Annotated in this window: 18 protein-coding genes; 6 read left to right on the plus strand and 12 right to left on the minus strand. The window is 47.2% G+C overall.

Annotation, left to right across the window (positions count from 1 at the left end; genetic code table 11):
• Window positions 1-10: 10 nt before the first annotated feature.
• From L5L77_RS05735 to L5L77_RS05755, 5 genes are read right to left on the minus strand one after another with little or no spacing between them, the layout of a single operon-like run.
• Complete coding sequence (locus L5L77_RS05735) at window positions 11-1,822, minus strand: bifunctional molybdopterin-guanine dinucleotide biosynthesis adaptor protein MobB/molybdopterin molybdotransferase MoeA (RefSeq protein ID WP_263186443.1); 1,812 nt, start codon at window positions 1,820-1,822, stop codon at window positions 11-13.
• 36 nt (window positions 1,823-1,858) lie between these two features.
• A complete protein-coding gene (mobA, locus tag L5L77_RS05740) occupies window positions 1,859-2,449 on the minus strand; it encodes a molybdenum cofactor guanylyltransferase MobA (protein ID WP_113940167.1) in 591 nt (196 codons plus the stop codon).
• Window positions 2,433-3,143 (minus strand): energy-coupling factor ABC transporter ATP-binding protein, encoded by a 711-nt coding sequence (locus L5L77_RS05745; protein WP_263186442.1) that lies wholly within the window; start codon window positions 3,141-3,143, stop codon window positions 2,433-2,435. The genes mobA and L5L77_RS05745 overlap by 17 nt, the downstream gene beginning before the upstream one ends.
• A gap of 3 nt (window positions 3,144-3,146) precedes the next feature.
• On the minus strand, window positions 3,147-3,854 hold the full coding sequence (locus L5L77_RS05750) for an ABC transporter permease (protein ID WP_105250740.1): 708 nt from the start codon (window positions 3,852-3,854) through the stop codon (window positions 3,147-3,149).
• The gene (locus tag L5L77_RS05755; RefSeq protein WP_263222273.1) at window positions 3,851-4,675 is read right to left on the minus strand and encodes a substrate-binding domain-containing protein; all 825 of its coding nucleotides are present in this window, start codon (window positions 4,673-4,675) and stop codon (window positions 3,851-3,853) included. Before L5L77_RS05755 ends, L5L77_RS05750 begins: the two co-directional genes overlap by 4 nt.
• A 284-nt stretch (window positions 4,676-4,959) precedes the next feature.
• Here L5L77_RS05755 and L5L77_RS05760 point away from each other — a divergent pair, with 284 nt between their 5' ends.
• Both L5L77_RS05760 and L5L77_RS05765 read left to right on the plus strand, forming a co-directional pair.
• On the plus strand, window positions 4,960-6,342 hold the full coding sequence (locus L5L77_RS05760) for a sigma-54-dependent transcriptional regulator (RefSeq protein ID WP_263222276.1): 1,383 nt from the start codon (window positions 4,960-4,962) through the stop codon (window positions 6,340-6,342).
• A 1-nt stretch (window position 6,343) separates the two neighbouring features.
• Entirely contained in the window at window positions 6,344-8,497 is a 2,154-nt protein-coding gene (locus L5L77_RS05765) for a cache domain-containing protein (protein ID WP_263222278.1), read from the plus strand.
• A gap of 338 nt (window positions 8,498-8,835) precedes the next feature.
• Here L5L77_RS05765 and L5L77_RS05770 read toward each other — a convergent pair whose 3' ends face one another.
• Both L5L77_RS05770 and L5L77_RS05775 read right to left on the minus strand, forming a co-directional pair.
• Window positions 8,836-9,294, minus strand: a complete 459-nt coding sequence (locus L5L77_RS05770; RefSeq protein WP_219251452.1) for a GNAT family N-acetyltransferase — start codon at window positions 9,292-9,294, stop codon at window positions 8,836-8,838.
• A 100-nt stretch (window positions 9,295-9,394) separates the two neighbouring features.
• A complete protein-coding gene (locus L5L77_RS05775; RefSeq protein WP_219251451.1) occupies window positions 9,395-10,054 on the minus strand; it encodes a 7-cyano-7-deazaguanine/7-aminomethyl-7-deazaguanine transporter in 660 nt (219 codons plus the stop codon).
• A 218-nt stretch (window positions 10,055-10,272) separates the two neighbouring features.
• Between L5L77_RS05775 and L5L77_RS05780 the strand changes: the two genes are divergently transcribed.
• Window positions 10,273-11,010 carry a substrate-binding periplasmic protein gene (locus L5L77_RS05780; protein ID WP_263222280.1) on the plus strand — a complete coding sequence of 246 codons (738 nt, stop codon included), beginning with the start codon at window positions 10,273-10,275 and terminating at the stop codon, window positions 11,008-11,010.
• A 21-nt stretch (window positions 11,011-11,031) separates the two neighbouring features.
• Here the strand turns inward: L5L77_RS05780 and L5L77_RS05785 are convergent, their stop codons facing one another.
• The gene (locus tag L5L77_RS05785) at window positions 11,032-12,390 is read right to left on the minus strand and encodes an isochorismate synthase MenF (RefSeq protein WP_263162614.1); all 1,359 of its coding nucleotides are present in this window, start codon (window positions 12,388-12,390) and stop codon (window positions 11,032-11,034) included.
• 515 nt (window positions 12,391-12,905) lie between these two features.
• Here L5L77_RS05785 and L5L77_RS05790 point away from each other — a divergent pair.
• The 3 genes from L5L77_RS05790 to L5L77_RS05800 all read left to right on the plus strand — a co-directional run bounded on the left by L5L77_RS05790 (window position 12,906) and on the right by L5L77_RS05800 (window position 16,522).
• Complete coding sequence (locus L5L77_RS05790; protein WP_263162612.1) at window positions 12,906-14,276, plus strand: ATP-binding cassette domain-containing protein; 1,371 nt, start codon at window positions 12,906-12,908, stop codon at window positions 14,274-14,276.
• 306 nt (window positions 14,277-14,582) lie between these two features.
• Entirely contained in the window at window positions 14,583-15,773 is a 1,191-nt protein-coding gene (locus L5L77_RS05795) for an HD-GYP domain-containing protein (protein ID WP_263162609.1), read from the plus strand.
• A gap of 113 nt (window positions 15,774-15,886) precedes the next feature.
• Window positions 15,887-16,522, plus strand: coding sequence for a paraquat-inducible protein A (locus L5L77_RS05800; protein WP_263162606.1), 636 nt, complete (start codon window positions 15,887-15,889; stop codon window positions 16,520-16,522).
• A 73-nt stretch (window positions 16,523-16,595) separates the two neighbouring features.
• Here L5L77_RS05800 and L5L77_RS05805 read toward each other — a convergent pair whose 3' ends face one another.
• From L5L77_RS05805 to L5L77_RS05820, 4 genes are read right to left on the minus strand one after another with little or no spacing between them, the layout of a single operon-like run.
• Window positions 16,596-16,901, minus strand: coding sequence for a DUF3240 family protein (locus tag L5L77_RS05805; protein ID WP_006079422.1), 306 nt, complete (start codon window positions 16,899-16,901; stop codon window positions 16,596-16,598).
• Window positions 16,898-19,951: an efflux RND transporter permease subunit gene (locus L5L77_RS05810; protein ID WP_263222281.1), complete on the minus strand. Its 3,054-nt coding sequence runs from the start codon at window positions 19,949-19,951 to the stop codon at window positions 16,898-16,900. The genes L5L77_RS05805 and L5L77_RS05810 overlap by 4 nt, the downstream gene beginning before the upstream one ends.
• A 1-nt stretch (window position 19,952) precedes the next feature.
• Window positions 19,953-20,981 (minus strand): membrane fusion-like protein, encoded by a 1,029-nt coding sequence (locus tag L5L77_RS05815; protein WP_263222284.1) that lies wholly within the window; start codon window positions 20,979-20,981, stop codon window positions 19,953-19,955.
• Entirely contained in the window at window positions 20,978-22,201 is a 1,224-nt protein-coding gene (locus L5L77_RS05820) for a metal transporter (protein ID WP_263222287.1), read from the minus strand. Before L5L77_RS05820 ends, L5L77_RS05815 begins: the two co-directional genes overlap by 4 nt.
• Window positions 22,202-22,341: the final 140 nt, after the last annotated feature.

Below are 22,341 nucleotides of genomic sequence, written 5' to 3' on the forward strand. Positions count from 1 at the left end.
TCACTGGATCCTAAAGCAGATCCGCAAAGGGTTGAATAAATACTGTTTCACCTGCATTCACGGCTTCTGCATCATCCCCTATGATGATGAGGCAATTCCCTTTAACCATTGAACTTAACATTCCGGAACCTTGGTTGCCCGTACTACTCACGTGTAGGCGTCCATCTTTACCAAGCTGATAAATCCCGCGAATAAATTCGGTGCGGCCTTGACGGCTTCGTAGAGTTTCATCACTTATTGCAGGGAATAGCTGCGCTTGCCAGTTCACTTCACCTGCTAATTTTCGTAAAGCGGGCTGCACAAATTGCAGGAAAGACACCATGACTGCCACAGGGTTGCCAGGTAGTCCGAAGAATAAGCTATCACCGATTTTACCAAAGGCGAGTGGCCGACCCGGACGCATGTTAATGCGCCAGAAATCAATTTTGCCGAGGCGTGCAAGCACGGTTTTAATGTAGTCCGCATCGCCGACAGACACGCCACCCGAGCTAATGACGACATCGGCAAGGTTGGCGGCTTTAGCGAGAGTTGCTTCAAGGGCGGCTTCAGAATCTTCGATAATGCCTAAATCGATAACGTCACAACCGAGACGTTTTGCCATCGCTTTGATGGTAAAGCGGTTTGAGTCATAAATGCAGTTAGCTTTGAGCACTTCGCCGGGCTGGCTCACTTCATCGCCGGTAGAGAATACTGCAACAGTTGGGCGGCGATATACACTCACGTGATTGAGCCCGAGTGAGGCCAGTAAACCTTGTTCGGCGGCGCTTAGGCGAGTGGCTTTTGCAAGTGCGACTTGGCCTTGAGCAATATCTTCTCCAGCGAGGCGAACGTGTTGGCCAGAAAGAATGCGGCCTTCAAAGCTGACAATGCCATCGACTTCCTTGGCAAGCTCTCGGGGCTGCACTGTATCGGCACCCGCGGGCACTGTTGCGCCCGTCATGATACGCACGGTTTCGCCGACCATAAGCGTGCCCGAATATTGATGACCGGCAAGAACCTCTCCCACCAATTTTAAGGTGGCAGGCATTGGGTCTTGATAGACAAAGGCGTAGCCATCCATTGCCGAATTGGTTTGTTGTGGCACGTCGACGGGAGAAATGCTGTCGCTGGCCAGTACGCGGTTATCTAAAGCGTCTAAGTCAATCTCTTCGACTTCAGCCACGGGTGATACATGGGATAAAATCTGCGCTAAACCTTGGCTGACGCTGAGGTTTTTATTGTCGCCTATGGTGCAAGCATCCACTGCCGAAATGGGGTATTGGAGTGGCGCTTCCCAGTTTTGGGTGTACTCCATCACAAAATCGGCAATCTGGCTGACATTGTTGAGATCGAGTCGGCGCAGCTCATTTGGAATTGCGTCGTTTGGCAACTGAGTGTCGTCGCAACAGGCGATGGCGAGGATATTCTCATCTTGGGTGTAGATAAAAGGTTTGCCGTGGGCGGCGCGGTGCAATTCAATTTTAGGTAATGCGAGCTTTTTAAAGCCCTCGACTAGGACGATATCGACTTTGTCGGCTTCGATTTGCTTGAGTAAATGGACTAACTCAGGATCGCCATCGCGCGCGTCTTCTGTCATCAGCGCCCAGCGTACATGGGAAGCGACCAGCATTTGTCGTGCGCCCGCTTTACGCATTTCGTAACTGTCTTTGCCGGGAATATCTACGTCGAAATTATGGTGGGCATGTTTGATTACGGCTAAGCGCAGGCCACGTTGATTTAATTCGGGGATCAATTGCTTGAGTAAGGTGGTTTTCCCCGTGCCACTGTAGGCACAAAATCCGAGAACGGGAATAGCGAGCGGATTGACGAAGGGGTTACTCATTTGCACCTCTAATTTGGGTTATTGGAGCCTTTTTAGCTATTGGGTGATTTCTATCGCTAGTCGTTGTTTTTGTTCTGGCGTATTTACATTCACAAAAGCATTGGGCTGGTCGGCGAATGACGCTACGACGAAGTGATGTTTGATATACCAAAAGTCCACTTTACGCTCTCCCGCCTCAAGAAACGCTTTCATCGAGTCACGTAAGCTAGGTTTTAAGAGTAAAACAACGGGTTGTTCATACTCACCGTCACTGGCGACAGCAATCTCGGCTTTTTCTGCTTCAATTGCTGCCAACATACGCGGAACAAGGTCAAGTGGCAGGAGTGGGCAGTCGCAGGGCACTACTAATAAGTAGTCTGCATCTGTTTGGCCCATAGCGGTGATCATACCCGCTAAAGGTCCGAGGAAACCACTATGCTCGTCACTTATTACCTTAAAACCGAACTCAGCATAACGTGTTTGGTTACGATTTGCGTTGATCAGGATCTCCTTAACCTGAGGTTTTATTCTATCTATTGTGTGCTTAATCATGGCTTCGCCGTTTAATTCGACAAGACCTTTATCGTCGCCACCCATGCGACGGGCCATACCACCGGCGAGAATAACGGCATCAATTTGCGATGACATACAAAGGCTCCTGTGCTGGCAAAGATTCAGGCTGTTGATAAGAGGTCATCACGCGCTCACCTTCTATGTGCCACTGTTGTTCGCAGATGGTGGTTAGCGCGCAATTCTGATGGCTACTCAGTAACATTCCTGTGCCTTCGTGTTTGAGTTGTTGGATCATTTTTAATACTAGCTCTTGGGAATCCTTGTCCATATTGGAGGTGGGTTCATCGAGCATTAATAGTTTAGGTTGTAGGATCCAAGCGCGCGCAATCGCGAGGCGCTGTCTTTCGCCGCCAGAGAGATTACTGGCCCTTTCGTGCAGCAGCGACCCTAGCTGCGCCATCTCAATCGCTTGAGTAATCCGCTGTTTCGCTTTGGCTTTTGTTTCTGAGCTGAAATTCAGACCATAGGTGAGATTATATTCTACTGTGCCGTCGAACAAATAAGGATGTTGGTGCAGATAAACAGCCTTACCTAACAATGGATTGCGTCGCCACCAAGCATTTTTGGCAAAACCGACAGCCTCAATATGGCCTTTGGTTGGTGGCATTAAGCCCGCCAGAATTTTCATCAAGGTTGATTTGCCTGTGCCATTGTCGCCTTGCAGATAAATCACATCTCCTTGGCAGAGCGATAATACGTCGGCTTTGAATAACAGGCGCGCGCCAAAGGACATTTCTACGTCACGGGCGATCAGTTTGACCTTAGTCATTGCTTAATGGCTCCTTGGCATGGCTTTGCCGCGTAAACTACCTAAGGCAAAGTTGAGGATCAAGGCCAAGATTAGCAGCACTAGCCCGAGGGCGATAGCTTGGGCGAAGTCACCTTTGCTAGTTTCAAGTGCGATTGCGGTAGGAATATTACGGGTCACGTTTAAAATATTGCCGCCGACCATCATAGAGCAGCCGACTTCGGTCAGAATGCGACTAAACGCTGCGACAATCGCAAGCAGTAAGGGCATGCGCAGTTCTCGGCAGACTGTCCACACTGCACGGCACCAAGAGGCGCCTAAGGTGCGTGAGGTTTCCCAAGCTCTGCGATCAACGCTAGTGAATGCGGCTTGGCTCATTGCAATTAGTACGGGGGCACAGATGAACATTTGCCCGAGAATCATTCCTTCTTGGGTAAATAACCATTTTAGATCGCCCAGAGGACCGTTGCGTGTTAGCAGTAAATACACGAGTAGACCGATAACCACTGTGGGGATTGATTGCAGAGTTTGAACTAAGTTAGTGACTATCCATTTGCCGCGAAATGGCGCAAACGCCAATACAAAGCCGAGCACCATGGAAGGAACAAGCGTGATCAGCAGTGCCGCGAAAGAAACCGAAAACGAGATCGAAATGATGGACCAAACGTCAGGGTCTAAAGAAAACAGCAGGCTTAACGCCTGCTGTAATAGTGCTAGCCAGCCGTCGTTCATTCGCTATAAGTTGCCTTGAACAATTGCTCGCCTTCAACTTTGAAGCTGTTGATCATGCTTTGACCTTCTTTGCTGATCAACCAGTCGCTGAATGCTTTAGCGCCTTTGTGGTTCAGATCTGGGTATTTAGTAGGGTTGATGAGAATAACTTGGTATGGGTTGGCTAAGGTTTTACCACCATCGAAATCAACGGCAAGATCGAGCTTAGTTTTATAAGCCACGAAAGTACCACGGTCAGACAGAGTGTAACCCTGCATTTCGTTTGCCATCAGCAGGGTTTTACCCATGCCTTGACCGACTGAAGTATAACCTTTGAAGTTAGGAGTAACATTTGCCGCTTTCCATACTTCTAACTCTTTGATGTGAGTGCCTGAATTGTCACCACGAGAGATAAAAGGTACGCCTGATTTTGCCATTTTAACGAAAGCTTCTTCGGCCGTTTTGCTGTCACGGATTTTGGCTGGGTCGTTTTTAGGGCCAAGTACTACGAAATCATTTTCCATAATGCCGCGGGGCTCAACACCAAAACCATCGGCGACGAATTTAGCTTCGGCGCTAGGCGCGTGAGTCATGACTAAATCCACGTCACCTTGCTCACCTAGTTTCAGGGCTTTACCTGTACCAGTGGCGATGACTTGAACCTTGTAGCCTGATGCACTTTCGAACTTAGGTAACAGTTCTTTCAATAGGCCTGAGTTTTCTGTGCTGGTGGTGGTGGCTAACTTGATAATTTCAGTCGAGTGAGCGGGTAAAACAGTGAACATACTGGCTGCAACAACCAGTCCCAGTAATGACTTCATATGAGATTTCATGTTTAGCATGGGTACTCCTTGGCGGAAAATAGGATTCCAACTCAAATGCCTACTGAGTGGAAGGTCTCGAAAATTGTAATACGTTCGGTTGAAAGCAAATTAGATGCCAAGCTGAGAATGCGGTTATTTTCTTCACAGCTTAACCTAATTTGTGAGCTTGATCCCAAGCCTAACAAATACTCCACAGACAAATTGTCTCAGGACAAACTTCTGATGGTTCATAGTGACCTATTCATCTATTTTCAGTGCTAGAATTGGTCGCAAATGAGTCAAAATGTCCAGAAGCAGACAATATGAGCCAGATAGATAATAACCTCAAGCATCTTCCATCGGCAGTATCGGTACTGATTGTTGATGATGAACCCGGAATGCGGAGTTTTTTAAATAAGGCACTCTCGAAGAAATTTGCCTTAGTCGAAACGGCGGGCAGTATCGAAGATGCGGAGCAGCTGCGTAGCCGTTGCCATTTCGATTTGCTTATCGTTGACATTCGTCTACCTGGTCGTTCGGGTATCGAATGGCATGAAGCGTTGGATGAGCAGGGGCGTCGTTCGGACATCATATTTATGACTGGCTATGCTGACATGGAAGTCGCGATTACTGCGCTACGCGCGGGTGCTTCTGACTTCATCATGAAACCTTTCCACCTCGAACAGATGATGACAGCGGTCGATCGCTGTATCGAACGTCGCTTGCTTAAACGTGAAAACTTGATGCTGCGTCGTGAGGTTTCAATCGGTTATTCATCGACCATTATTGGCAGCAGTGAAGCCATGAAGTCGGTGAAACATATCATCGAACGTGTGGCGCCGACCAATGCCGTCGTCTTGATCCAAGGTGAGTCGGGCACGGGTAAGGAATTAGTCGCACGGCAATTGCATTTGCTTAGTGGACGTCAGGGACCTTTTGTCCCAGTTAACTGTGGCTCTATCGCCCCTGAACTGCTCGAAAGTGAATTGTTTGGCCATACCGCCGGTGCCTTTACGGGTGCGAAAGGCAATCGTGAAGGTTTATTCAGTTTTGCTTCTGGCGGGACGATTTTTCTCGATGAAATTGGCGAAATGCCACTGAAAATGCAAACGGCTTTACTTCGAGTGTTAGAGCAAAAAGCGATTCGTCCTGTAGGCAGCGAGAAAGAAGTTAACATTGATGTGCGAGTGATCGCGGCCACTAACCGTACTCTGATTGATGAAGTGGATGCAGGGAATTTCCGTCGAGACTTATATTATCGGCTGAATGTGCTCGATATTTTAATCCCGCCATTACGTGATAGACCCGAAGATGTCGTGGAGTTAACCCATCATTTCACTCGCCAACTTGCCGCTGAATTAGGGGTAAGAGAAGTCGTATGGAGCCATGAAGATATGGTGAAACTACAGCAACACGAGTGGCCTGGTAACATTCGTGAACTGCGCAACATGATTGAGCGTTGTATTTTGCTGGGCAAACCGCCAGCGGAATATTGGAAGCAACAGCTGAAGAGTGAGTCTTTATCCACATCGGGTTATCCATTGGATTGGCCATTGAAAGACGTGGAAAAACACCATGTGACCAGTGTTGTGGACTTACATTCTGGCAATAAGTCTGCCGCGGCGAGGGATTTAGGCGTATCGCGCAAAACCTTAGATCGCAAGTATAAAGAGTGGTTTGATTTTAGTGGCGAACAGGAGTCATAGAGTGTCATTCTTCACTCACTTTTTTGGTGTCAGTTGGCAGCAAATGCAGGCCAAGGTGCGCTATCGCATATTAATCCTGACGTTACTGCCCATTCTACTGACACTGGTGAGTTTAGTGTTTATCACTATTTACTGGAACATCAGTTATACAGGTAAGCAGCTGTTTATGAAGGTTAAAGCTGACTTATCTGTTGCCGAAAACACTTTGCAGCAAGTGCAAGTACGCCAAGAAAAACAACTTGAACGTGTGGTGACCTCTTGGACTTTTCAAAATGACTTTAGGCCACTTTTCAGTGGTAAAGAATTAAGTGGCGAAGTCAGCTACCGAGCCAGTATTGATGCTTTTCTCCTTGAACAGAAAAAACAGCTAAATCTCGATTATCTGCGTTTAGTCAGTGTTGCCGAAGCGGCCGCAGACCCCGATTTACGCCAAATCCTTCCTAAGTTAGACGGTTTATTACCTTACTCCGGCTTGATGGTGCTGCCGCCCGAGCGTTTAGCACGTATCGACCCCGAATTGGCTATCACTGCGAGCATTCCGATAGTTGCAACCTTGCGGGCGCAGAGCCCCGTTAAAACCGTTGAAGAACGTGGTTTATTGAGCCGTAGCCTATTGCCCGTCCCTGATATGGAAGGCAAAGTGGCTTGGTATCTCGATGGTGGGATCTTGTTTAATCGCGATACTCGAATTGTCGACCACATTCGTGATCTGGTATACGACAAAGGCACCTTGCCCGAGCGTTCCATCGGTACTGTGACCATCTTCCTAGATAACATCCGTATTTCCACCAACGTGCCGCTGCATTTTTATCCCACAGGCAATGAGACGCTGGGCCGCGCGCTTGGCAGTTTAGTGTCGGAGGAAGTGAAAGACAAAGTGTTAACTCAAGGCGAGCAGTGGGTCGATCGCGCTTTCGTATTTAACGATTGGTTTATTTCCGCTTATGCCCCCTTGGAAGATGTTCGCGGCCAACGTGTCGGTATGATCTATACCGGCTTTTCTGAATCGCCATTTATCCATAATTATTTACTCAATATCATAGAGCTAGGCACGATTCTAATGTTAGTGCTGTTGGTCTCTGGCCTGCTGGTTTATCGCGGCGCCTATAGTTTATTGCAGCCCATTGAACGTATTCACCATGTTGTACAAGCAGTGCAGTCGGGGCGCAATATTCGTATCGGCGCCTTAGGATTAGATAGGGATAATGAGTTATCGAACTTAGCCGAGCAATTTGACAGTATGCTTGACTTGCTACAGCGTCGAAATGCCCAAATTCAAGCGGCGGCAGAACAGCTTGAAATGAAGGTTGAAGAGCGTACTCGTAGCCTGCAGGATAAAACCTTAGAGCTGCAACGTAACGTGGCATTACTAAACGAAACGCGTCAACAGCTCGTCACTAACGAGAAGCTCACAGCTCTTGGCGAATTGACCGCAGGTATCGCCCATGAAATCAATAATCCGACGGCCGTTATCCTCGGCAATATGGAATTACTGCGCTACGAGCTTGGCGATAATGCAGAAGTAGTGAAAGAAGAAATTGATCTAGTCATTCAACAGGTTGGGCGGATCAGCACTATCATCCGTAGCCTGTTGCAATACAGCCGACCAGGCGAATTCAACGCACCACTAGAAATGCATCCGATGACTCCTATTATCGAAGAAATGTTGGTGTTGGTGCGACATTCGATTCAAAAACAAGAAGTCGTGTTGATCACTGAGTTAAACGCCAGTTGTCCAGTACAGGTTAATCGTCCGCAGTTGCTGCAAGTCTTGATTAATCTTGTCGTGAATGCGGCGCATGCGATGGACGGTAAAGGACGTATTTGGGTGCGAACCTATGACTGGGTGCAACAAGATATGCCGATTGGCGTCAAAATCGAAGTGGAAGATGAAGGCTCAGGGATAGCGCCAGAGCAGCTTGGACGGATTTTCGACCCTTTTTATACCACACGTAAGGATGGCACTGGTTTAGGTCTTTCGCTCAGTTACGGCATTATCAAGCGGATTGGTGGCATGATAGAAGTGAGTTCAACTTTGGGTAAAGGGTCTTTATTTACCATAGGTTTGTATCATGAAGCGAAGGAAGATCAGCAAAATAATCCCTACGATGGCTTACACTTTGCGGGTAACTACAGCGATATGTCTGCAGATTAGTCTTATCCCGTTAGATAGACATTGTGTTGTATTTGGCTGATTAGGTTTGAATTAAAATATGTCGAGCGATTGCTAGCTTTGTATTATGTGGCTTTGCATCACTGATTTTTAGGCAAAAAAAAGCCGGATGATGAGTCCGGCCACAAAGAGTGTGTGTGAGCAATGTCGTGCTTGCAAACTCAGGAGATCCATAACAACGTCGATTACCAGTCATCGTTGTTAAAGATGAGTTTTGGAATGCACGTTAACGATAATCATTCTCAATTGTGTTTGCAAGCTATTTATTGCAAAAAGTGCACATCTTTACAAATATCGTTTTGCCCTCATCCATTAACGGTTTAGATCGACTTGCACAGATACAGTTTATGATCGACTAAGCTTTTAGGATCGGCTGTTAGTTCAGTAATTAAATATTGATTACTGATCAATAAATTAAGCATCGCAGGAAAACGATTCATCGTTTTCACCTGAATATGATTATAGCCATGGCGGCGTGCCCAAGTTTCTTGATATTCGAGTAGACTCTGCGCTAAGCCTAAACGTCTAAAGTCGGATGCAACGCCACCTAACCAGCTATAAAATATAGCCTCTTCTTGCTCATAACCCAGTTTAAACCCTGCCAATTCACCTTCTACATATGCGACTAAGATCAAACATGTCTTGCCCTGTAAGCGCTGGTCCAACACTTCGTTTGTGAGTGGGTGATCGAGCTCTGGGATTTGTTGGCTAAGTTGGATAAGCTGAACGGCTAACTCGGGAGTCAAACTTGACTCTGCTTTAATTTCAATAGAATACATAGTTTACTCTCATAAAAAATAAGCCCCACTCGCGCGTTAACAGGAGCAGGGCTGAGCTATTAACTGGTTAAATTATAACAGGTCTGGCCAGTTGGGTTGATCAGGAAATTGATTCTTGCGGATTGGCTCGCAAAATCTTGTCCTGTAAGACTTTTAGCAAAACACCGTATGCCGGTAGGAAAAGGCCTAAGCTCACGATTAGCTTAAAGCCGTAATCGACTGTAGCGATTTCGGGCCAATTGGCTGCCATAAAGCTATCGGAAGAGGCGTAAAAGGCGATACTGAAAAAGACTAAAGTATCGACCAGATTTCCGACTAAGGTTGAGGCGGCTGGGGCGACCCACCAAGAGCGACTGGCTCGAATACGGGCAAAAACCTTAATATCCATCAACTGACCAATCAAATAAGCCGCGAAGCTGGCAAAGGCAATTCGGAACACAAAGGTATTCCACTGTGCAAGTGAATCAGTACCTTGAAAGCTGCCTTGATGGAACATCACTCCCATCACGTAGGAAATCATCAAAGCGGGAATCATAGCTTTGAGTATGATGCTGCGTGCGGCTTGTTGGCCAAAAATACGGACAGTGAGATCTGTGGCTAAGTACACGAACGGAAAGCTGAATGCCCCCCAAGTTGTGTGGTAGCCAAACAGTTGAAATGGCAATTGTACTAAGTAGTTGCTGACGCAAATAATCAGTATGTGGAATCCTACTAATAGGAATAAAGCGCGGCGAAGCTGCGCTGTGGTTAACATTAACATATGTGGCCTTTTTAGTTGTGTAGGGCGGGGTGAGGGAACCCGCTAATATTCAATTTATTATGTTTACGACTTTATTGCCGATGACAGCGTGCTGAAATCGGGTCGCCATTATAGTGGTCGAGTTTTAAGATGCAAGTCTGCTGTTTAAATGTGCACATAGAATGAAAACTCTTCTACACTTTGAATACGTCGAAGGAGGATAGCCATGAGACGATTTTTTGCTACTTTTTGCTACTTTTTGCTTATTTTTAGCTGTGTTACCTGTATCTGTTTCCGCCGCTCAGCCGATAGTGGTCAATGTCGCAACGTCAACTTGGGAGGGATTTGCCAATCGTGATAAAACGGGTTACTACTTCGAGTTACTTCAGCGGATTTTCCCTGAGCCAGAATGGCAACTCAATGTGCAGTTTATGCCTTTTGCCCGCAGTTTATATCTTGTTGAGCACAATCGTACCGATATCACGCTCAGCGTTTACAAGGGTGATATTAAAAAGGGGCTATTAACAGAGAATATGGTTGAAGTGGACTCTATCGATGTGGCTGTTACTGCCGAGGCAGCAGCAGGCTGGACCGGTATTGAAAGCCTATCCCACAAGAAGGTTCAGGCCATGCTGGCCTACAGATACAATATGCTGACACCTGTGCCTATGTATTACGAAGAAAGTAGCGATATGTTGACTATGCTCAATAGCTTAAATGCTGGACGTATAGATGCCGTGCTAGATTACAAACCTAATTTACTTACGTTTGTTCCTAAATTAAAGGCGCCACAAAATTTTGTGATTATTCAAGGTGTACTCAAGGCCGAAACCTATTTTGTTTTCGCTAACACCGAGAAAGGCCAGATGTTGAAACAACATTTTGACCTTGCACATAAGCGCTTAATCGATTCGGGTGAACAGGACAGGCTTTACCTTGAAACGATTGAAAAACGAAGGGCTGACGGCGCTGAATAGTCTTAATGTTTACTAGGCTTATTACATTTCGAATAAAATCGACATTATGGTTGCGAGTTTATTTTCAAGCTCTTGCCACTCAGCTTCGGGCTCAGAACCTGCAATAATTCCCGCCCCCGCAAATAGGTTAATCCGACCTGGTTCGATCAGCGCACTGCGGATCGCTACCGAAAACTCACTCTCATATTTATTGAAATAGCCGCAGGCACCGGCGTACCAACCACGAATATAACCTTCACGTTGACGAATAAAGTTTAGCGCTGAATACCGCGGCAAGCCGCCAACTGCAGGAGTAGGATGCAGGGCTTGCAACAGTTGAAAATCATTTACGCCCGGCTTTAATTCGGCTCGAATTGCACGGTGTAAATGTTGAATATGGTTCAGTTTAAAAATAGTCGCTAATTCATCGGCGCCAACATAATTGCTCAGCGGCGTGAGCATATTCACTATGTGACTGCGAACAAGTTGGTTTTCAACGCTATTTTTGTTGTCTTCTAATAAAGCGTTCGCCAGCGCAACATCTTCTTCTTGATTGAGACCGCGTACCGTTGTACCAGCAAGTGCCTCGGTAAATAGCTCCTGCTGACGGCGGCGGAATAAACGCTCTGGTGAGCAAGAGATAAAAGTGCGATCTGGGCTAAATTGAAAGCCAAACTGGAAACTATTGGGATTACGGCCCTGCCAGCAAGCCAACACCATCCAAGGATCGATAGGTTCGTTGACTTCAAGTTGCGTTAAGCGGGATAACACGACTTTTGGGGTATCTTGATTGAACTTAGGATCTACCACTTGCTCGACTAATGTCTTCCAACGTTCAAAATCAGGTTTGTCACTGCGCCCAAGTGGAACGATCTTTTTAGGTGGCGAGAGTGGCTTAGCAGGCATGACGGCTTCGATAGCGCCGATGGCCTTATCTATCTCGCTATGGTGATCATTATCAGCAAAATTAAGATTCACTAATAGGCTAAATTTGTTCCCACTGCGTCTAAATTCAATGCGCGGCAGGATAAAGCGGCTATTACCGAACTCAGGCCAAGACTCTATAGTGCGATCGAAGGCAACACCGCCATAGTAGCGAATATTCTGATTCGTCGATAAGGCTCGCTGCTCTTGGTAGGCCATGGCCAGTTGCTGATCATTGATTCCGGTTTCAAATCTAAAGTCTTTGCACGCCCCTATCGCCGCGACTTCTTCGATTCTGTCGCGCCCATGCCAGTAGATGCGCGGAAATTGCGTCTGCGATGCCAACCATGAAATTAAAGGCATAGCGACAGTGTTTAGTGACAACTGCACTATCGGTTCCGTCGGTGGAACTTGCTTTAATTGAATGAGTTTGTCGATGAGAGACTTAAGGTCTTCAGACAGGGCATGAACGGGCAAATAGAACTCCAAAGATAACGGATGAAGGCGAAAGCTGAAGGTCACTCTGTCAGCGTCAGTAAATTCGACTCAGGTTAATATCCTCTTTTACAAGCCATTTACCTGTAGTGATTTTAGTCTGTAAATAAGAATCTTTCGCTCAAATTAAAGGCCACGGTCGAGTGTGTCAAGATGTAAGGCCCTATCGTGTGACTTTCGCCATAGTCTCATTTTACGCTGATAAAAAATGTGACTTGAGTGGGTCTTTTTGTCGGGCAAGTCACCCTCGGTGGACATTTTGTCTCTTAGTCGTTAAATGTACTTTCCCTTTGTCGTAATTAGTCGATCTAGGTTGGTTTTTAAACGTTTTTCGGTTGAGACAGAATAATCGCGGTCCACAATAGCTGGCACATCTTAAATTTTCTACGTGACAAGTTAGATGTCTATTAACGTATGACTCGCCGTGGGAATGAAAAGACGACTAGGGTGAAGCCTTGTCATAGGCTGTTCGTTAGATCTTTATAGGCAGATATAGCATGAAACTCTTAGATCTCGAAGGCGTTAGCTTCAACTATGGCAGCCAGTTACCGACGGTATTGCAGGAAATTAACTTGGCGATTGGTACCGGCCAATGCCATTGCGTGAGCGGTCCTACGGGATCAGGAAAATCGAGTCTGCTAAATCTACTGGCGGGCGTGTTAAATCGCCCGCATGAAGGTGATATCTGGCGTTATCCTCAATTGGTTACGGGTCTGGTAATGCAAGACCCACAAACTCAGCTACTAAGGCAAACCGTTGGTGCCGAGGTGGCTTTCGCCTTAGAAACCCTCGGTATTCCCGCCGAGCAAATGCTACCTAAAGTGCAATTAGCACTGCGGCGCGTGGGCTTGTATCTGCGCCTCGATACCCAAGTCAGCACGCTTTCCCTCGGTCAAAAATATCGCTTAATGATCGCCGCCCAACTAGTGTCAGAGCCGCATTTACTGCTGCTCGATGAACCTTGGGCACAACTCGATGATCACGGTGTGAGTGAGCTGCTGGTCGTGCTTCGTAATCTTATCCAAGATGGTATGGCGCTAGTATTAGTTGAGCATAACGCCTCGGCATTCGCCGAGATTATTCAGCATTATTGGCAGTTAGAGGCTGGCAAGTTGTCCGAAGGCATCTATACAGTGAGCGATGCGCCACAAATTGAAGCGCCTGCGTGGCGACATCAAGCTAAATTTGAGCATTTAGGCAAAGTCTTGGTCAGCGCCGAAGCCTTTGATTTTGGGTTCGATGCTTGTCCCATGTTATTTGCGTGTCCGCAAGGATTCCAATTACAGGCGGGGGAGATAGTGACCTTAGTGGGCGACAACGGCTCTGGTAAAACGAGTCTATTGAAAACCATAGCGGGCGTGCACAGTTTAAGGCAGCGTCTTCCCCTTAAAGTGCTAGGGCGAAGGCCTAAATTGGGGATTTATGGCACTGAATTGGGACTGTTGATGCAAAGGCCGAGTCGACAATTATTCGAGTCTAACGTGCTAGCCGAAATGCAGTTTAGCCTTAGGCGCTTTGAACTCCCCAAAGAGCGAGCGGTGCAAATGTTGGACGAGTTGGATTTATTTAGCTTAGCCCATCTGTCGCCCCACAAATTATCCTACGGCCAACAGCACTTGATTGCCTTAGCGTCACTCGCCTGTCTACGCCCTAAGGTGCTGCTTTTGGACGATCCATTGGCGGGGATGGATAAGCATTACTATGGCAAAGTGTGGTACTTGCTAAAGCGGTTAAGCTCCCAAGGTTGCGCTATTTTGCTCAGTACTCACAGAAGCATTGAACACAGTGCAGTGTCACGGCAACTGAGTTTACGTAATGGTTTATTGGTGGAAGAGTCAACTGAAATGGCTGAGCGTTATGTGGGGTAGTTGTGAGCTTTTCGCGCGTGAGGGGCGCAGGTTTTGAATGCCTAGCCCTTAGGCATTTGTTGAAATAATGAGAGATTGAAATGGGTCTAATCTACACCTTAAGCTCTGATTTCATCGTATCTTGTTTAAGCCCCTTTATTTACCAAGAAAGTCTATGGTGATTTTCTAATCCTCGTCTTAGAATGCCCCTCACGTCTGTTCTATAATAATCAAAAATAACAACAGAACATTTGAGCGTAAGTCGCTTTAATGTCGTATGGTTAAGTTGATATTTTATTCAGGCACATCATCCTTGGGGTTGTAGATATGAGTGAGTCGGCAGAATCAGTTGAACTTATCAAATTACCTGTGTCGCAATTGACATTAGGTATGTTTGTCAGTGCCATAGACAAAAATGATAAAGGTCAACTTGCTATTGCAAATGCAGGACAAATTAAACACAAGGATGCGATTTTAAAACTGGCCAAAAGCGGTATTAAATTTGTTTGGGTAGACGCCGAGCGTTCGGCTGAACATTGTGGGTTAAAGAAAAAAATCACTAACGATAATCAAACCGACAATAAAAAAGCACTCATTAGCCGCGATAAGCAACAAGCTCAAGCTAAAGTCATGCTTACCGAGGCGAAAGACCTCATTCGTAAAGTCTTATCTGAGACCTTCGAAGGTAAAGCCATCGAAGTTGCCCCCTTCGAAGCGTTAGCCGATACCATGATAGAGTCAGTGATGTTGGATGCTGATGCGCTTAAATGTATGTCTGCACTCCGTTCAAAAGATGCCTATCTACTTGAACATTCAGTGAATGTCGCCTTTCTACTGGTTACCTTTGGTAAATACTTAAAGCTAGATCGTGTCATGCTACGGGAAATGGCGGTCGGGGGTATTTTGCATGATATTGGCAAGATTAAAGTCGACAATAAAGTGCTGCACAAGCCGGGCAAACTGACGCCGGAAGAGTTCGAACATATGAAGCTGCATCAAGTGTATGCGCTTGAAATTATGAACGAAACTACTGGTCTGTCGCAGATCAGTAAAGATATCTGCTTAATGCACCATGAAAAATTAGATGGCAGAGGTTATCCAAGGGGTTTGAAGGGTGATGAAATCCCCCGCCATGGCCGTATGAGTTGTATAGTCGATATCTTCGATGCTTTAACAGCGACGCGATGTTATAAAGAGGCTATGAGCCCTGCCGCGGCCTTTAAAATTTTACTCAGTCTGACGCCATTCCATTTGGATCAAGAATTGGTCTATGAGTTTATTCGTTGTATTGGTGTTTACCCTGTGGGTTCCTTAGTTGAATTGTCGGATGGTCGTGTTGGTATTGTTTGGGCCTCGAAAGATAGGGATGCGCTACATCCAATCGTAAAGTGTTTTTATTCTTTAAAAGTAAAACGTTACACTGATGTCGCTATGGTGGATTTATTAAAATCTGAACTTTATATTGAACGCGGTGTGTCACCGAGTACATTAGATATCGATCCGACTCCTTTCTATTAATCCTCAAATCCTACCTTAAATGCCGGTCATCTGAGTCGATGGCTGGTGTGAATGATTGCAGAGCCTGAGCTAAAAACCGTAAACTGAAAGTATTTCTCTGGTCGAGCAATGCTATGAACAGTGCTATGAAATCTCTATTTCCTATTTTTATCATTATCTTATCCTTGGCTTTGTTAATCCCTGGGGTGACTCAACCTATTTTGAGTATCAGCGGCAGTATCGATAAGGCCAAGCTGGCGGAACAAGGCATAGAGCAAGTTGCCCAAAGCTTTGATGAGGACTCTGGGCGTGGCAGTGCCCGCGGTATGTTAAGCATGGTCAGTGGTTTGCTTGGGTTTAATAGCCTTAAAGGTGAAGTCCAAGTGTTGCAGAAGACTCGTAGTATTTGGGGAACAGTGACCGAGCTTTATCACTCTGGTAATGGACTCGTCGCGGGATTAGTCATGTTATTCAGCGTGGTGGTGCCAGCCTTGAAGTTGAGCTTAATGTTGGCACAGCAATGTGTTAGCTCGATTGGGCTGAAACTGCGGATTAATGCCCTCGTTAATGCGCTCGCCAAGTGGTCGATGGTCGATGTGTTTGTGGTGGCGCTGATCATTACGTTTATGGCGGGAAATGCTTCTGGCGGCATGGGGGAAATGTTAAAAACTCAGGCGCAATTTGAAAACGGTTTTTATTTCTTTACCGCTTACTGCATTTTATCGATCCTGAGTGGGTTTTTAGTGCGTCGCCCAACGCCAATTCTTTAGCTATTTTAAAGGCATACTGACTTTAGTGACAAAGTGAGTATGCCTTGCTCAGTGAGATCAACATCAATCTAGATTAAGACAGAGTACCATTTTGATAGATGGGCATAATCCAATAGCGACAGGGATTATGTTTGCAGACCAACGCCAGCGCCGCGAGCAGCGCCGCTTGTTGCGCAGCGGGGTGCATGATTTCGAATTTACAAAACTCCCGATAACCTTCCACTTGTTCCTTGATATTAAAATGGCTGTGTTCACGGCTAAAACCACAAATATTCCCTAGGCTAAAACCCGACAGAAACTCCAACTCTATCAAGGTATCGACTATGTCGTCCTTAATATCATTTTGGGCGATCAGTACTAACAGTTGTTCTGTGCTCATTTACGTTTCTCCAGCCAAAAATACAGAATTGGCAGTAAATACAGTGTGGTAATGGTTGAAGTGAGCAGACCGCCAATCACCACAATCGCTAAAGGTTTTTGAATTTCAGCCCCAGGGCCCGAGGCAAACACCAGTGGCATAAGACCAAACATCGCCGTAGTCGCCGTCATCAAAATAGGGCGTAAACGCCGCGCCGCACCTTGTTCTACCCGTTCGCGCAGGTTGCTGAACATGTGCTTGGTTTGTTCGTAATAGCTGACCATCACCACGCCATTGAGCACAGCGACGCCGAGTAGGGCGATAAAGCCAACCGAGGCGGGCACTGATAAATATTCTCCTGACAAATACAGGCTAACTATGCCGCCCATCATAGCGAAGGGAACGTTAGCGAGGATTAAGCCCGCTTTGGCAAGCGAGCCAAATGTCGTGAATAAAATCAAAGTGATCAGTGCGATAGCAATGGGTATCACTAGTAGTAAATTGCTGGTGGCTCGCTGTTGGTTTTCAAACTCGCCACCAAAACTCACGCTATAACCGCTCGGAAGTTTGATTTCCTGCGCAATTTTAGCGTTGAGCTCTTCTACAAAACTCACGATATCGCGACCCTGCACGTTGGTGGTTATCACTGAAAAGCGATTCCCTTGCTCACGCTCGATAAGGATGGGGCCTTGCTTATAGCTTAAGGTGGCGACATCACTTAGGCGTTTTAAGGAGTGATCTGGCATCACCAGTAACTGATTTTTAAGCTCATTAATGCTGCTTAAGTGGCTCTGATTGTTAGCAATCAGCACGGGTGTGCGCTTCTTACCTTGCAGCACTTCGGTCACGATCACGCCTTCGAGCTGGCTTTTCAGGTAGCGAGCAAACTCCATGGTGCTCATGCCAAAGCCTCGGGCGAGCTCGTTATCTAAGGTGAGGTTGATAAAAGGACTGCCTTCGATCATCGCCATTTTCACATCGACGCTGCCGCTGGTGGCATTAACCAGCTGTTGGATTTGGCTCGTGAGCTGACCTAAGGTGTCGATATCGTTACCAAAGACCTTGATCGCTACGTCGCCAATGCTGCCGGTGAGCATTTCTGATACGCGCATTTGTATCGGTTGAGTGAAGTTAAAATTAACGCCGGGATAGTCCAATAACACAGTGCGGATCGCATCGATAAGCGCTTCTTTATTGGCAAAGCGCCATTCGCTGCGGGGCAAAAGTTCTAAGAACACATCGGTTTCATTGAGTCCCATGGGATCTAAGCCGATTTCATCCGCGCCAGTACGCGCCACCATCTGTTTGATTTCAGGAACTTTAGCCAGCAAGGTTTGCTGAATTTGCTTGTCGATGGCAATCGAAGCCTCGAGTGAAATCGATGGAGACTTCTCCAGCTGCAGAATAATGTCGCCCTCATCTAAGGTCGGCATAAAGGTTTTTCCCACTAACCCGAACAAGCCTAAGCTGACGATAAGCAAGCTAAAGGCGATCACTATAAAGCGTTTTTGATGGATAAACGTGCCCTTGAGGCTGCCCAGATAAAGCTGTTTAAGCTTTTCAATCGCCTTAGGTTCCTTGGCGGCTTTTTCGTTGACGAGGTAAGAGGCGATAACCGGAATAACAGTTAAGGACAACACCAGCGCCGACAGCATGGCAAACACGATAGTGACCGCAACTGGGGTGAAGAGTTTGCCTTCAAGCCCGCTCAAGGTCAGCAAGGGCGAGAACACTATCATGACGATCACAGTGCCCGACACCACGGGAATGGCAACGTCCTTGGTCGCGCGAAAAATCAAATGCAGCCGCGGTAATCTCTGCTTAGTGGCGATGAGGTTCACCATGTTTTCGACTACGACCACAGATGAATCCACCAACATGCCGATGGCGATAACTAGCCCGCCTAGGCTCATTAAGTTTGCGGAAAGATTAAAGTAATCCATCATCAAAAACGTCATCAACGCGGCAAGAGGCAGCGAGAGTGACACGACCAATGCGGCGCGCACGTTACCTAAAAATAGCGCCAGCAAGATGATCACTAGCACTACGGCTTCGAACAAGGCATTGGAGATAGTCTCTATCGCGGTATTGATCAGATTAGCGCGGTCGTAAAAGGTATTTATCTGGCTGCCTTCTGGCAAGGTTAGGCTGATTTGCTCGAGCTTTTCCTTAATGTTTTTGACCACTTGTGCGGTATTGGCGTCTTTGAGGGCGATGATTAAGGCTTCGGCGGTTTCGTTACCGTCTTTAGTGACTGCGCCATAACGGGCTAAGTGACCAATTTGAATATCGGCCAAATCCTGCAGTCGATACACTCTGGCATCATCGGCCTTGATCACCAATTGTTTGAGCTCGTCGATGTCATCGATGCGACCTTCGGCGCGCACTATGATGGTATCTGTGCCAATGGTGAGCTTGCCCGCACCTTCGTTGTGATTATTCTCAACGATCGCCTGTTGCAGCGCCGCAAAGCTCACGCCCGCAGCTGCCATCGCCGCAGGTTTAGGGGTCACACTAAAGCTTTTGGCATAGCCTCCGAGGATATTCACATCGGCGACACCCGCAACGGTACGCAGCAGCGGGCGGATTTCCCATTCGAGTAATTGGCGTCTTTCCATCAGCGAAAGATTGGGATTTTCGAGTGAAAACATAAATATTTCACTGAGTGGCGTACTCATTGGCGCTACGCCGCCGGTCACACCTTCAGGGAAACTGTCCCACACGGCGGCGATGCGTTCGCTCACTTGCTGGCGCGCCCAATAGATATCTGTGCCTTCGTCGAAATCTAGGGTGATATCGCTGATGGCGTATTTAGTGGTAGAGCGCAGAATCGATTGATGGGGAATGCCTAACAGTTCGGTTTCAATCGGCACGGTAATTTGCGCTTCGATTTCCTCCGGCGTCATGCCGGGCGCCTTGAGGATAATCTTCACTTGGGTGGGCGAAATATCGGGAAAGGCATCCAAGGGAATGGAAAACCAGGCTCGCGCTCCCGCTAACATGATGATCAGCGCCACAATCAGCACAAATAAGCGCTGCGTAAGCGAAAAGCGGATGACTGAGGTCAACATCTTATTCGCCTCCTAAGCCAAGCATTATGCCTTTGACTGCAGCAACTGACTGGGATAACACTTGGATTTGGCTCAGATCTTGATCGCTTTCAACGATATATTGCTCTGGGGTTGAGCCAAGAATATCGATTGTAATCGAGGTGAGCGTGTCTGCAGTTTTAGTGAAGACTTGGCTGTCTTGCTCCCAACTGAATACGCTATTTTTAGGCAATAAATACACCGCCTTTTGATACTCGGGTATCACAGTGATCTGTTGTCCTAACAGTAAGTTACACTCCTGCGGTACGGGTGATGACCAAGCGGTCACAAAGGCACCTTCGGCTATGGCCGACACGGACTCAATGGCGATATGACACTGATTGATATTCACCGCCGAAAGTGAGTGCGACTGACTCATAGGCACGCTGACCTTGACGCGAATGCTGTCGTTGGGCACCAGTGAAAATAACTGTGAACCCGCCATATAAGGCCCATTCACTTGATTGAGTTTAACGATCCCCGCCACTGGCGTGCCGACCACTAGGGAGTCTGTGGCGGCATCTGTGCTTTTGACTATCTCCATAAAATGCTGCATGTGCTCGTATTCGAGGTGAGTGCTGAAGTAGTCTTGGCTGATCTCACGCCACTTTTCGGCGCTGATACTGCCATTGTTTACTAAGGGTTTATTGCGCTCATAACGGCTCTTTGCCAGTTGGTATAAGCTGCTGGCGGCTTCGACTTGGGTGAGGTAGTGGAACACTTCCGGCCCAGTCAGTTTGACTATCGCTTGGCCCTTAGTAACCAGCTGGCCTTGGCCGACGAGGAAGCTTATCTGCTGGATATTCTCCGGCGTGCTGATCCAATAATCGTTACCTGGGAGGATTTCAACCTGCGCGGGCAACGGGCTGCCCTCATAGCTGGCGACTTTCTGTGGTTGCACGTAGCTCAGGTCTAGATTACCGAGGGAACTAATGGTTAGGGATTCAGCCTGCACTAAAGTGGCAACACTGGCGGATAGACAGAAAAGGCATGCGCTGTACTTGGCCATCATAATGAAATTCCTACGGCTTGCAGTTGTTGGGAGTGCAGTTGTTGCTGCGCGACTTGGTTCAATGCCAAGCGGGATTCGGTATCGAGGGCATCCATATAGCGGCGCAGCCAGACTTCGTAGCTAACTTGGTTTTGGTCTTTAACCTTGGCCAACTCCTCTGTGATGGTGCGGCTAAGGTGCAGAGCTTGGGTTAGCAATGTCTGTTGGTCGAGCAGATTTTGTTGCTGTTGCTCTAGCTTTTTAAGCTGAGTTGTCAGCTCGATATAGGTACGGTCGAGGTTGAGCGTGTGCTCGGTATTGGCTTGTTGCCATTGGGATAATTCGGTTTGCGATAGGGCTGAACCTAAGGTCAGTGGCACAGAAACGGCGATGCCAAGCTGTTGATCATCGACTTGATTATCGGCGGTATTTTTGGCCGTGAGTGAGACTGCCCAAGGATCGTTATTCCCTGCTTGCTGACTCTGGATGATCAACAGCTGTTGCTGCTTCTGCAGGCTCAATAGTTGCCATAATGGATGCTGCGCGAGCATGTCATTGGGTTGGTTGTTGGCAGAAAGTGGCCGCGCGGTTTCGGCTATGTTCTGCGGTATTTGCTCTTGTCCGGTGAGTTGTTGATAGAGGGCACGCGCCTCGGCCTGTTGCTGGTTAAGGTCGACCCGCTCCAGTGCAATATCTACCAGTTCGCGCTCTAACAAGAGTATGTGGGCAATCGGCAGTTCGCCCGCATCTGTGAGTTGCTTTTGCTGACTATGAAGCTTGTCGAGTAATTGGCTCTTGCGATCTAAGTGGGCCAGTTTCACTGCGGCAAGACGATGTTCCCACAGGCTTTGTCGCAATAATCCCGATAAATACAGGCCTTGCAGCGCGACTTGTTGCACCTGAATGCCTTGGGTGAGTTGCTTAATTTGCTTATCGCTGCTGTGCATAGCAGGGGATTTTATTGGCAAATTGAGTGAGAGTTCCTGCTCGTAGCTGTTACCATTATCTAGGCTACCTAAGTGACTCAGGCTAATGCTCGGCAGGCCATTGAGCCAAGATGAGCTGCTTAAGCTTATTTGTGATTGCGGTAACTGGCCGCCCGATTGAGATAGAGAATGTAATCTTGCTTGGCTGGTGGTGAGTGCTTGAGATAGCTCGGAATTAGCGGCGTGGCACAGGAAATTGCTGCTGACTAAGGTCGCCAACAGACATAACTTGATACAAGACGTACTGACAGACATAGGACGATTCTATGGTAATAAAGTGTGCTGTCAGTGTAGGGATTGGTGGGCGAAAGTCGTGGGGGACATGTATCATAAAACCGTCTATGGTACATATGTCCCATAAATTAATGGGTTGATTTTGCTTTTATTTAGGAGTT

The organism is Shewanella sp. SM29 (assembly GCF_025654245.1).
In the GTDB taxonomy this organism is placed as follows: domain Bacteria; phylum Pseudomonadota; class Gammaproteobacteria; order Enterobacterales; family Shewanellaceae; genus Shewanella; species Shewanella oncorhynchi.